Genomic DNA, 12,505 nt, shown 5'->3' with positions numbered 1-12,505 from the left:
CTCCAGCCTGCCTCAAGGGACCAAGGGTAGCGGCTCCATTGGTCCCACCACCCCCGCCATTGGTCACTGCGTCGGTTCCAGCGGCCCCTTGCCGGTCGCCGCACGGACCGGACGGCGTCACCTTGGCTCGACTCTCCGGCACACCACCACCATGACCCGACGCTACGACATCGACGCCCTGCGCGTGTTCGCCTTCGCCCTGCTGATCCTCTACCACACCGCCATGGCCTACGTGGACGACTGGGGCTTTCACCTCAAGAGCGTGCATACCGCCGAATGGCTGCAGTGGCCGATGCTGTTCGTCAACCGCTGGCGGATGTCGCTGCTGTTCCTGATCTCGGGTATCGCCATCGCGCTGATGCGGCCGGAAGGCAGGTTGCTGCGCTTCGCCGGCCTGCGCACCTGGCGGCTGCTGCTGCCGCTGCTGTTCGGCATGTTCGTGATCGTGCCGATCCAGCCCTACTGCGAAGGCGTAGCCAACGGCCACGTGGCACCCGGCTTCGGCCACTTCCTGCTGCGCTATTGGCAGGTGCGGCCATGGCCGGAAGGGAGTTTCGCCGGTTGGCAGTACGGCATCACCTGGAACCATCTGTGGTACCTGGCGTATCTCTGGAACTACACGCTGGCCCTGGCCCTGTTGATGCCGTTGCTGGGAACGGCGGTGGTGCGCCGCGCGGTGGCGTTCTGCGCAGCATCGCCGATGCTGCTGATCGGCCTTCCGTCCGCCCTGCTGCTGGCCTGGGTGATCTGGCTGGAGCCGATCTACCCGTCCACCAATGCCCTGCTCAGCGACTGGTACCAGCACGCGAAGTACGCAACGGTATTCCTGGCCGGCTACCTGCTGGGCCGTGAGCCGGTGTTCTGGCAGCGCGTGGTCGCCCTGCGCCGCACCACGCTGTGGCTGGCGCTTGCTGCCGTTGGCTGGTATCTGGGGTTGCGCATCCTCGGCCAGGTGCTGCCCGCCGACTCCCCGCTGCGGCAATGGCCCGAACCGTTCTGGGACCTGCAGGGCCGGGCCAGCCAGTCGCTTTACGTCTGGACCGCGCTGCTGAGCATCCTCGGCTGGGGAAAGGTCTTCCTCGACCGCCCGTTCCGCTGGCTGCCGTACTGCACCGAGGCGATCTATCCCTGGTACATGCTGCACCAGAGCCTGATCATCGTGCTGTTGTTCTGGTTCAGACCGCTGCAGCTGGGCCCATGGCTGGAACCGGCACTGCTGCTGGGCGGCACCGTCGGCGGCTGCCTGCTGATCCACGAGCTGCTGATCCGTCGCTGCCGCTGGCTGCGGCCCCTGTTCGGCCTGCGTGCCGATCCGCCAGCGGCGTCAAAGGCGCGCACCGTGGCGTTGTAGAGCCGCGCCGAGGCTCGGCTGCCTGTGCCGTGAGCCGGGCATGGCCCCGGCTCTACATCAAAGCAGTCAAGCAAGCTCGACGCTACGCGGACGTCCGAGCGGTCAACGCACCTCAAACTCGCCCACCAGCACGGTTTCGGCGCGATCCTTCAGGCGCATCGTCACCATCTGGTCCTTCTGCCTGGCCGTGCCCCAATGGGTGGTCAAGCGCAGCATCAGGGTCGTCGCGCCGGTCACCAGCTGCTGGCGGCTCCCGAAGTAGTTCGCTTCCACCTTGTACTTGCCTGGCTTGGCGTTGCGCAGAGAGAACTGCTCGGGGCCATAGCCACCGGTGAAGTCCTCCGACATCTGCCCACCCTGGTAGGTCAGGCGGTTGCCGTAGTAGGCGCGCTCGCCGTTCGGGTCGGTCACCCACAGATCCATGTCGCTGTTGTCGGCATCCCACGACAGCACCACGCGCAGGTCCAGCGGCATTGCCTGCAGCAGGCGCGGGTCGATGCTGGTGGTATCCAGCCGGGGCGTGCTGCGGGCCACCAGGTTGGTCAGTTCATCCAATGCGATCAGGGCGATGCCATCGAAACGCCTGTCCCATGGCCGCACAACCACCTGGTACAGCGGCGCCAGCGCCTGCTGCGGCTTGCCGGCCGCTGCCAGTGCCAGGCCCAGGTCGCGGAAGCTCTGCGGCTCTTCCTGGCCCATCGCCAGCACCTGCTCGAACACCGGCACCGCCAGTGCGGGGGCATCAGCCTGCATCAGCCGGTAACCGAGCACGCGCAGCAGGTGCCGGTTGTCCAGGTCCATCTCGGCCAGGTTCGACAGCACACGCAGTGCCAGGTCGCGCTGACCCTGCTCCAGCAGCAGGTCGGCTACGTCGAGGAAGAACGCGCTGCTGTCGGCATGCGCATCGCGCTCGGCCAGGTAGCGGTCATACAGTTGCGACGCCGGGCCCTGGCGCAGGCGCCGGGCGATGGCCGAATCCGACTGCCAGGCCGCCAGCTGGATACCGAGCTCGCCCTCGTTGGCGGCAGCGGGCGCAGCGACACGACCACCAGTGACCGTGATTGAATCCAGGGCCTTGTTCGATGCAGGCGCCGAGCGACGTGCACGCGCGCTGCTGGCTTCCATGCGCTGCTCGGCGGCGGCGGCCAGCGGTGCCGGGGCGGGCGGTGCCGCAGGGGCCGGCGCGGCGAGCATTGCCACCGGCGCCGATTCCATCGCGTAGTCCGCCGAGGCCACTTCCAGCGCCCCGCCCTTCGCCTGCGGCGGCACACCCTTCGGCCAGCTGCGGCTCCACCACTGCTGGCGCTCCTTCCAGCGTGCCGCCACTTCATCCATGCGCTCGCGATCAGCAGCGGCGCGATCTCTTACCTGCACTGCAAACCTGGCGTCGTACCCGGCGCGCAGCGTGCCCGAAGGGCGGATCGCATAGCGCAGGTAGTCCTCCAACGTCTCCAGCACGATCAGCGAGGTGTCCGGGCCGACCAGGCCAAACTGCTGCGACAGCCGCTGCATCGCCTCGCGGTTGCCACGGCGGTCGGCGGCCAGCTGCTGCAGGCGCGCCTGCGCCCACAAGCCCGCCAGCAGTTCTCCGTCGTTGCTCTTCTGCGTGGCGGGCAGCGCCTGCCATTCGCCGCCACCCACGCGCACCCGCATCGGCACACTGTCGGCCGCCAGTCGTGCATGCAGCCACAACCAGCCCTGGGCTTCACTGCGACGATCGATCACCACGTCCTGCACGCCGCGCCCTGCATCGACCTGCACATCCAGCGGCGACGACAGCAGCTCGCGCGCCGCCGCATCAACATCCTCGCCCAGCGCAACGAAGCGGCCGCCACGCGCTTCGGTCCAACCACGCAGTCGCACGGCATCGGTGCGCGCACCGGCGCTGCTGACCGCAAACAGGCGTTGATCCGGCGCCATCGCCGGCAGCTGTTCCGGCCCGTAGGTCAACAGCCCATCGCTGACCAGCAGGTACTCCTTCACGCCCGGCTGCGACTGCCACTGCGCCAGCGCGCTGGCACCGTCCGGGCGCACCGCCTGCAGTGCTGCGCGCAGCTCGTTCCAGTTACCGGCGCGGATGCGGAAGCGACGCACCGGTTCAGCGCGATCACGCAGCACGGTCAAGGCCACGGTGCCGTCACCCAGCGCTGCGAAATAGCGATCCAGCAGGGCGAACTCACGCGTGCGATCGCGCTGCCCCGCCGAACCGGAGCCGTCCCAAAGCAGGCCGATCTCGCTGGGCAACGTGCGGGGTGTACTGCTGGCCGCCACCGGCAGCTGTGCCAACAGGTAGTGCCCATCCTGCCAGGGCGCCACCTGCACCTGTGCGTGGCGGGCTGCCGGCAGGTTCCACTGGAGTTGCTTCGGCAGCTGCGCACCCTTGCCCTGCCACTGCAGCTGGCCCGCGCTGATGCGGAATGGCGCAGTACCTGCGGTGGCCGCGTCGGGAGCATGCACCTTCAGTTCAACCGAGGCTGCACCGGCGGCGAACTGCAGCGGCAGCGTCCACTGCCAGCTTTGGCCGGCGAAGGCCAGCGGTTCGCGGATCACCAGCTGCACACGCCGACTGCCACCGGCCGGCAGCGGGTAGACGCGCAGGCGGAACTGGTTGCCGGCGGTCTGTTCCAGCAGGCCCGGATCGACACCACGGCGGGCGATTTCCTCGAACACCTGGCGGCCGCGGTCCTTGGCCACCGGCACCGCGTCACGCATCTCGCCGTTGATATCCAGCGCGAAGCCGGTGATCTGCTGGCCATCAGCCAGCGGGAACTGCAGCTCACCCTCCAGCACACGACGGTTCGGGTTGTGGAATTCCAAGGTGATCCGGGTCTGGGCAACGCCGGCCTGGACCTCGCCTTCGATGCGGGCGTGTCGCAGTTGGACCGCCTGCTCGGCAGCCGGGGCAATCAGCAACGGCGTGCTGGCCTGCGGCCGGGAGATCGGCGGCGACTGCGCGCCAGCGGGCCAGGCCGCAAGGGCCAGCAACAACACAGTGCAGCAACGGGCGAAGACCATGACAGGACTCCAGTGGGATCGTGGATCGTTGAACGCACCGGCAACCGTAACGGGGTTGGCGGGCCCCCAAAAAGGGGACGGAGGGGATTAAGTCGCAATTGGCAAACAAGGCAAAAGCGGCTTAATCCCCTCCGTCCCCTTTTTCTAGGCGGGCAGGCAGTGTTCGATGATCAGCTGGATGGCGCTGCCGCCACGGTAGTCATCGCAGGCCAGTCGGTAGGCCAGGTGGACGTGACGTGATGGCGCGTTGCCGTGCCAGCCGCCGAAGTGGATCGCGTTGATGGTGCCGGGCACGCCGGGCAGGCGCAGCTCCAGCTTGAGGTGGCGTTCCTTCAGAACGCGCCAGTTGGCCACTTCGAAGTGGCCGTCGAACAGTGGCTCGGGGAAACCCTGGCCCCACGGCCCGGCCAGGCGCAGCGCATCGGCGTGGCGATGGTCCAGCTCATCTGCCGCCAGTTCGCCGTCACTGAGCACCTGCTGCTGCAATGCGGCCGGATCGAGCATCTCCAGCACCACGGCGACGAAGGCGGCCTTGAAGTCATCGACGTGATCCAGCCGCATGCTCAGCCCAGCCGCCATGGCATGCCCACCGAAGCGCTCGATCAGGCCCGGATGGCGCGCGTCTACAAGCGCCAGGGCGTCACGGATGTGCAGGCCGGGAATCGAGCGCGCCGAGCCACGCAGGGTGTCGGCGCCCGGTTCGGCCGGGGCAAAGGCGATCACCGGGCGATGCAGGCGATCCTTCATCTTCGAAGCGACCAGGCCGACCACACCGGGATGCCAGTCGGCATCGAACAGGCAGGCCGCGACCGGTCGCTGACCGGCCATGTCCAGCACCACGCGGGTCAAGGCCTGCTCGGCGTCGTCAGTCATCGACTGCTGGACGGCGCGCCGTTCCGAGTTGATCTGCTCCAGCGTCTGCGCGATCTCCCGCGCCTGGCGCGGGTCTTCGGTCAGCAACAGCGCGATGCCCAGCGCCATGTCTTCCAGCCGGCCCGCCGCGTTCAGGCGTGGGCCGAGTGCGAAGCCGATGTCGGTGGCGGTCAGCCGCGCCGCGTCACGGCCGCTGGCTTCGATCAGCGCTCGCAGGCCGACGCAGCCCTGCCCCGCGCGCAGACGGCGCAGGCCCGCGCTGACCAGTGCCCGGTTGTTCGGATCCAGCGCCACCAGGTCGGCGACGGTGCCGACCGCCACCAGGTCCAGCAGCGTGGTCAGGTCCGGCCCCTTGCCATCGGCGAAGACGCCGGCCTCGCGCATGTGACGGCGCAGGGCCATCAGCACGTAGAAGATCACACCGACGCCGGCCAGCGACTTGCTGGGGAACGCATCACCGTCGAGATTGGGATCGACGATGACATCGGCCGGCGGCAGCTGCGGCCCGGGAAGGTGATGGTCGGTGACCAGCACCTGCCAGCCCCGCGCCTTGGCCGCGATCACGCCCGCATGGCAGGCGATGCCGTGGTCGACCGTGACCAGCAGGTCCGGCTGCAGCGCGGCCAGCTCCTCCACCAGAGAAGGTGACAGGCCGTAGCCGTGCACCATGCGGTTCGGCACCGCGTGGAAGACGTGTTGCGCGCCGAGCATGCGCAGGCCACGCACGCCGACCGCACAGGCGGTGGCGCCATCGCAATCGAAATCGCCGACCACCAGGATGCGCTTGTCGTTGGCGATGGCCTCGATCAGCAGACCCACCGCATCATCGATGCCGGTCAGCAGCTCCGGCGCGTGGAGGCTGCCCAGCTTCGGCAGTGCCAGCTCTGGCGTACCGGCGCCGCGGCTGGCATAGAGTCGCGCCAGCAGTGGCAGCGTGCCGTCTGGCCAGCTGCCGGGTACGACCGCATCGCGGCGGCGGATCATCGGCGTATCAGAGGACGGCTGCGCAGCATCGGCGGCAAGGGACATCGGCATCGCCGGGTTGCGGAAGACATCCCCATGATAGCGCGGGGTCGGATCTCTCTGCCCGCAGGAGGCTCCACCCCGATCGCTGGCATTTGGAATCTGCCAGCCTATCTTCCATGCTTGTCGGCCCGGAAATGGACTTCAACGCATGCATCGTACGCTCCTTCCCGCGCTGCTGGGCCTCGCCCTGGCCCCGGCCACCCACGCCGCCACGCCCGAACCGAAGGCCGGCGTGCAGTTCCAACACAACGACTGGTCGCTGGCCTGTGACAACACCGGCACCTGCCGCGCCGCCGGCTACAGTCCGGAACAACCCGGCAATCTGCTCAGCCTGATGCTGGAACGCGTGGGCGGCCCGGGTACGAAGGTGCTCGCGCGGCTGCGCAACGGCGAGGATGGCGAAAGCGCGACGCCGACCGGGGCGCTGCGCCTGCGCCTGAACGGCAAGGACCTGGGCCCGGTGCGCGACACCGGCGACGGAGATCAAGTACTGCTGCAGCAGGGACAGACCGATGCGCTGGTCGCCGCGCTGCCGCGCCACGCACGCATCGACATCATCGACGGCAAGGGCAAGGCGTGGCCGATCTCCGACAGCGGTGCAGCGGCCGTACTGCTGAAGATGGACGAGGCCCAGGGCCGGCTGGGCACACCCGGTGCGCTGGTGCGGCGTGGCGACAAGCCCGAAGCGAGCGTGCCTGCGGCGTTGCCGGTGCCAGTGATCATGCGCGGCACGCTGATGGCACCGCGCGCCTCGGACGCGGCACTGGCGAACGCACCGGGCCTGCGCAAGGCACTGATCGCCAGCCTGCCGAAGCCGGATGAGTGCGGCCGCCTGAGCGAGGGTGGGACAGACGAGATCGAGATCCAGCGACTGGACGCCCAGCATGTACTGGCAAGCACCAGCTGCTTCATGGGTGCCTACAACTTCAGCAGCGGCTACTGGGTAGTGCAGGACAAGGCGCCGTACCAGGCGAAGTTCGTGACCTCCAACGCGGAGGACTTTGATCGCGATGACGCGACGCTGCGCGGGCGCTTCCGTGGGCGCGGCATCGGTGACTGCTTCTCCGGCCACGACTGGGCCTGGGATGGTGCGCGATTCGTGAAGAGCGGCGAGTTCACCACCGGGCAGTGCCGCGGCGTGGCGGGAGGGCATTGGCAGCTGCCGACCGTGGTCAGCACGGTGAGGTGATTGTTTGCAGGGCTGCGCCCTGCACCTGCCGAAGCAACATCCGAAGCAACAGCAACAGCGGGGAGTCCGTGGGTTGGCGGGGCGGTGTCGGATTGCGGGGACGCCGCAAGTACGTCCCTGTAGGCTTGGCAGCCGCATCCATGCGGCTGACACCCCGCAATCCGACACCGCCCCACCTTCGACAGGTTCACGCCGCTGCTGGTAGGTGTCGACCTTGGTCGACACATCTTTCAGATATCGATAGACAAAATGGGGTCAGAGCCGTTTTCCCTAGGAAAACGGATCCGACCCCGCTCGGCCGAGGCCCCGATCAGTCGTGAAGCTGGCGCGGCTTCTTCCAGAACTGCCAGCGCTGTCCGCGATCCAGCTGGAACTGCAGGCCGTCCTCGAAATCCAGCACCAGCCGCTGCAGCTCGCCGCGCTTCAGCGCGGCCAGCAGCGGACGGATCGCATCGTTGCCGAGCTGCTGCAGCGAGCGCAGCTGGCGCAGATCAACCAGTGCATCCACCGCCTGCTCGCCATCCACGGCTACGCCAGCCGCAAGAGCCAGGCCCTGCAGCAGCGCATCGCGGCTGCGCACCTGCGCATGCGGCGTGCTGACCGATACCGGCATCACGCCACCACCCCAGAACCACAGCGAATTGATCGGCTGTTGTCCCTGCGCGGCGCGCTGCTGGTTCCAGGAATGGTTGTGCAGCAGTACCTGCGCTTCGGTCATCAGCGCCCGCCAACGGCGGCCGACCTCGCCTTCCGGCAGGTGCGAGAACAGGTCATCGCCCAGCACCTCGTCCGGACTGTCGAAGTCCGGCAGGGCCAGGTCGATCGGCAGGCGCAGGTACCAGCGCGAAGGGTCCGGTGCGTCGAGCACGAATCCGGCATCGGCGAACAACGGCTGCAGCACCGGCAGCAGGGCCAGGCAGTCGGCCAGGGTCGGTCGCAGCGTTTCGCCGTAGGCCATCATCCGCGCGCCATGCATGTCCGGCACCATGCAGGCCGGATCGGCACGCAGCCAGCTGGCGCCAGCGGCATCGCCGACGTCGCGCTGGCGGGTCAACGCGGCCACCGGCCATTGCGGCGCGGCGACCGTGAAATGGCGCGTCAGCTGCGCGCGTTCACCCGGTGCGACCTGCACCGTCGTGGCGCGGCCAAGCGCGCGCGCCACATCGTCCGGCAGCGCAGCCGCGGCAAAGCGGCTGCGTGCCGGCAACAGCAGGGTCGCCGTTGCCACCGGGTCAGTCCACGTAGCTGACGCTGACGATCTCGTACTCGCGCTGGCCGGCCGGGGCGTCGATCACGATCGAATCACCTTCCAGCTTGCCGATCATCGCGCGCGCCACCGGCGAGGAAATCGCGATCAGGCCCTGCTTGATGTCCGCCTCCAGGTCACCGACGATCTGGTACTTCTTCTCTTCGTCGGTTTCCACGTCGGCCAGCGTCACGCTGGCGCCGAACACCACCTTGGAGCCGGCATTGAGCTTGCTCACGTCGATGATCTCGGCGTGCGACAGCTCGCCTTCGAGCTGCTTGATGCGGCCTTCGATGAAGCCCTGTTCCTCGCGCGCGGCGTGGTACTCGGCATTCTCCTTCAGGTCGCCATGCTCACGTGCTTCGGCGATGGCGGCGATCACCTTGGGGCGCTTGACCGACTTCAGGTGATCCAGTTCGTCGCGCAGCTTCTGCGCGCCCTTCATCGTGATGGGGGCTCTCATGCATTCAACTCCTTGTGCAGCTCCTGCAGCGACCAGACGGGGCCGGTGCCGCGGAATTCCAGTGAATCCACCAGCGCCTTGGCGCCGGCAATGGTGGTCGAGTAGGTGACGCGATGCTGCAGCGCCTCGCGACGGATCGAGAACGAGTCGTTGATCGCCGAGCGACCTTCGGTCGTGTTGACGATGTAGACGATCTCGCCGTTCTTGATCGAGTCGACGATGTGCGGACGGCCTTCGACCACCTTGTTGATGATCTCGCAGTCCATGCCGTGCTGCTGCAGCCACGCGGCGGTGCCACGGGTCGCGACCAGGCTGTAGCCACGCGCCAGCAGCGCCTTGGCCACCGGCAGCACGCGTTTCTTGTCCGGATCGCGGACCGAAACGAAGGCCTTGCCGACCGGCGGTGCCTTGATGCCACCGGCTTCCTGCGCACGCGCGAAGGCGGCGTTGAAGCTGCGGCCCACGCCCATCACCTCACCGGTGGAGCGCATCTCCGGCCCGAGGATCGGGTCGACGCCCTGGAACTTGGCGAACGGGAAGATCGCTTCCTTCACCGAGTAATAGTCCGGCACGATTTCCTTGGTCGCGCCCTGCTCGGCCAGGCTCTTGCCGGCCATGCAGCGCGCCGCGATCTTGGCCAGCGGCATGCCGGTGGCCTTGGACACGAACGGCACGGTGCGCGAGGCACGCGGGTTCACTTCCAGCAGGTAGATGGTGTCGGCACCTTCGTCGCTGGTCTGGATCGCGAACTGGGTGTTCATCAGGCCGACCACGTTCAGGGCCTTGGCCAGCTCCACCACCTGGCGGCGCAGCTCGGCCTGGGTTTCAGCCGACAGCGAGTACGGCGGCAGCGAGCACGAGGAATCGCCCGAGTGCACGCCGGCTTCTTCGATGTGCTCCATCACGCCACCGATCAGGACGTTGCCCTCCTTGTCGGCGATGATGTCGACGTCGCACTCGACGGCGTTGTCGAGGAAGCGGTCCAGCAGCACCGGCGAATCGTTGGACACCTTCACCGCGTCGCGCACGTAGCGGGCCAGGTCGGCTTCGCCGTAGACGATTTCCATCGCACGGCCGCCCAGCACGTAGCTCGGGCGCACCACCAGCGGGTAGCCGATCTCGCGGGCCAGCAGCAGCGCTTCCTGGTCGTTGCGGGCGATGCGGTTCGGCGGCTGCTTCAGGCCCAGCTTGTCGACCAGCTGCTGGAAGCGCTCGCGGTCCTCGGCCAGGTCGATCGAATCCGGGCTGGTACCGATCACCGGCACGCCGTTGGCTTCCAGCGCGCGCGCCAGCTTCAGCGGGGTCTGGCCGCCGTACTGCACGATCACGCCCTTCGGCTGTTCCAGCTCGACGATTTCCAGCACGTCTTCCAGGGTCAGCGGTTCGAAATACAGGCGGTCGGAGGTGTCGTAGTCGGTCGACACGGTTTCCGGGTTGCAGTTGACCATGATGGTTTCATAGCCATCCTCGCGCAGCGCCAGTGCCGCATGCACGCAGCAGTAGTCGAACTCGATGCCCTGACCGATGCGGTTCGGGCCACCGCCCAGGATCATGATCTTGTCGCGGTTGCTCGGCGCGGCCTCGCACTCGTCCTCGTAGGTCGAGTAGAGGTAGGCGGTACCGGTGGAGAATTCACCGGCACAGGAGTCCACGCGCTTGTAGACCGGGCGCACCTTGTGCGCACGACGCAGCGCGCGGATGGCGGCTTCGTTGGTGCCGGTCAGCTGCGCCAGGCGTGCGTCGGAGAAGCCGGCGCGCTTCAGCTTGCGCAGGCGTGCGGCGTCCAGTGCGTCGATGCCACCGGCGGCGACGTCAGCTTCGGCAGCAATGATTTCCTCGATCTGGTCCAGGAACCAGTGGTCGATGAACGACAGCGCGTAGATCTCGTCCACGCTCATGCCGGCGCGGAATGCATCGGCGACGAAGAACAGGCGCTCCGGACCCGGTGCCTTCAGTTCGCGGCGCAGGGTCTGCAGGTCGTCTTCGTTGCCCAGGTCCAGGCCGGTCGGGTCGAAACCGACCTTGCCGGTTTCCAGGCCACGCAGGGCCTTCTGCACCGACTCCTGGAAGGTACGGCCCATCGCCATCACCTCGCCCACCGACTTCATCTGGGTGGTCAGGCGGGCGTCGGCGGCCGGGAACTTCTCGAAGGCGAAGCGCGGGATCTTGGTGACGACGTAATCGATGGACGGCTCGAACGAGGCCGGGGTCAGGCCGCCGGTGATCTCGTTCTTCAGTTCGTCCAGGGTGTAGCCCACGGCCAGCTTGGCGGCGACCTTGGCGATCGGGAAGCCGGTGGCCTTGGACGCCAGCGCCGAGGAACGCGACACGCGCGGATTCATCTCGATGACGACCACGCGGCCGGTCTTCGGGTTGATGCCGAACTGCACGTTCGAGCCACCGGTATCGACGCCGATCTTGCGCAGCACGGCGATGGAGGCATCGCGCAGGCGCTGGTATTCCTTGTCGGTCAGGGTCTGCGCCGGGGCCACGGTGATCGAGTCACCGGTGTGCACGCCCATCGGGTCGAGGTTTTCGATCGAGCAGACGATGATGCAGTTGTCCGCGGTATCGCGGACCACTTCCATCTCGAACTCCTTCCAGCCCAGCACCGACTCTTCCACCAGCACTTCGGTGGTCGGCGACAGTTCCAGGCCACGGCTGACGATCTCGACCAGCTCTTCGCGGTTGTAGGCGATGCCGCCACCGCTGCCGCCCAGGGTGAAGCTGGGGCGGATGATGGTCGGGTAGCCGACGCGGGTCTGGATCTCCAGCGCTTCGTCCAGGGTGTGGGCGACGGCGGCGGTCGGGCATTCCAGGCCGATCTCACCCATGGCCACGCGGAACAGCTCGCGGTCTTCGGCCATGCGGATCGCTTCGCGCTTGGCGCCGATCAGTTCGACGTTGTACTTCTCCAGCACGCCATTGTCGGCCAGGTCCAGCGCGCAGTTCAGCGCGGTCTGGCCACCCATGGTCGGCAGCAGCGCATCGGGCTTTTCCTTGGCGATGATCTTCTCGACCGTCTGCCAGTTGATCGGCTCGATGTAGACGGCATCGGCCATCTCCGGGTCGGTCATGATCGTGGCCGGGTTGCTGTTGACCAGCACCACGCGGTAACCCTCGTCACGCAGGGCCTTGCAGGCCTGGGCGCCGGAGTAGTCGAACTCGCAGGCCTGGCCGATGACGATCGGGCCAGCACCGATGATGAGGATGGTCTTGAGGTCAGTGCGCTTGGGCATTTTCTTCTCTAAGTCAGTACAGCGTGACAAGGGGGAGTGATCGCACGCTGTCGATCAGGAATCTTGAACCGCAGCGCCGCGCCAGGGGCAGCAGCGATGCGGG

At 67.5% G+C, this 12,505-nt stretch carries 7 protein-coding genes; 2 read left to right on the top strand and 5 right to left on the bottom strand.

All coding sequences use genetic code 11. From position 1 onward, the window contains the following. The first annotated feature begins 151 nt into the window (after window positions 1-151). Window positions 152-1,351: an acyltransferase family protein gene (locus AC5P78_RS19030; RefSeq protein WP_414498520.1), complete on the top strand. Its 1,200-nt coding sequence runs from the start codon at window positions 152-154 to the stop codon at window positions 1,349-1,351. A gap of 102 nt (window positions 1,352-1,453) precedes the next feature. Here the strand turns inward: AC5P78_RS19030 and AC5P78_RS19025 are convergent, their stop codons facing one another. Next, complete coding sequence (locus AC5P78_RS19025; protein ID WP_414498521.1) at window positions 1,454-4,366, bottom strand: DUF2135 domain-containing protein; 2,913 nt, start codon at window positions 4,364-4,366, stop codon at window positions 1,454-1,456. 144 nt (window positions 4,367-4,510) lie between these two features. Next, window positions 4,511-6,268: a single-stranded-DNA-specific exonuclease RecJ gene (gene recJ / locus AC5P78_RS19020; protein ID WP_062605963.1), complete on the bottom strand. Its 1,758-nt coding sequence runs from the start codon at window positions 6,266-6,268 to the stop codon at window positions 4,511-4,513. Between the two features lie 145 nt (window positions 6,269-6,413). On the opposite strand from recJ, the gene AC5P78_RS19015 reads away from it, so the two are divergent. Then, complete coding sequence (locus AC5P78_RS19015) at window positions 6,414-7,454, top strand: DUF1176 domain-containing protein (RefSeq protein ID WP_043035391.1); 1,041 nt, start codon at window positions 6,414-6,416, stop codon at window positions 7,452-7,454. Between the two features lie 310 nt (window positions 7,455-7,764). Here the strand turns inward: AC5P78_RS19015 and AC5P78_RS19010 are convergent, their stop codons facing one another. From AC5P78_RS19010 to carB, 3 genes are read right to left on the bottom strand one after another with little or no spacing between them, the layout of a single operon-like run. Then, the gene (locus AC5P78_RS19010; protein ID WP_012480070.1) at window positions 7,765-8,682 is read right to left on the bottom strand and encodes a hypothetical protein; all 918 of its coding nucleotides are present in this window, start codon (window positions 8,680-8,682) and stop codon (window positions 7,765-7,767) included. A 4-nt stretch (window positions 8,683-8,686) separates the two neighbouring features. Beyond that, window positions 8,687-9,151 carry a transcription elongation factor GreA gene (gene greA, locus AC5P78_RS19005; protein ID WP_181453298.1) on the bottom strand — a complete coding sequence of 155 codons (465 nt, stop codon included), beginning with the start codon at window positions 9,149-9,151 and terminating at the stop codon, window positions 8,687-8,689. Between the two features lie 8 nt (window positions 9,152-9,159). After that, entirely contained in the window at window positions 9,160-12,402 is a 3,243-nt protein-coding gene (gene carB / locus AC5P78_RS19000) for a carbamoyl-phosphate synthase large subunit (protein ID WP_005409482.1), read from the bottom strand. Window positions 12,403-12,505 lie beyond the last annotated feature (103 nt).

It is taken from the genome of Stenotrophomonas sp. YJH_SMC_133 (assembly GCF_059370655.1).
The sequence above is the reverse complement of the archived record's forward strand: the minus strand, read 5'-3'. Positions and strand labels throughout refer to the sequence as shown.

Excerpts from the sequence above, each read along its gene's own strand:
- AC5P78_RS19030 (WP_414498520.1), top strand. The coding sequence starts at position 152 with ATGACCCGACGCTACGACATCGACGCCCTGCGCGTGTTCGCCTTCGCC.
- AC5P78_RS19025 (WP_414498521.1), bottom strand. The coding sequence starts at position 4,366 with ATGGTCTTCGCCCGTTGCTGCACTGTGTTGTTGCTGGCCCTTGCGGCC.
- recJ (WP_062605963.1), bottom strand. The coding sequence starts at position 6,268 with ATGTCCCTTGCCGCCGATGCTGCGCAGCCGTCCTCTGATACGCCGATG.
- AC5P78_RS19015 (WP_043035391.1), top strand. The coding sequence starts at position 6,414 with ATGCATCGTACGCTCCTTCCCGCGCTGCTGGGCCTCGCCCTGGCCCCG.
- carB (WP_005409482.1), bottom strand. The coding sequence starts at position 12,402 with ATGCCCAAGCGCACTGACCTCAAGACCATCCTCATCATCGGTGCTGGC.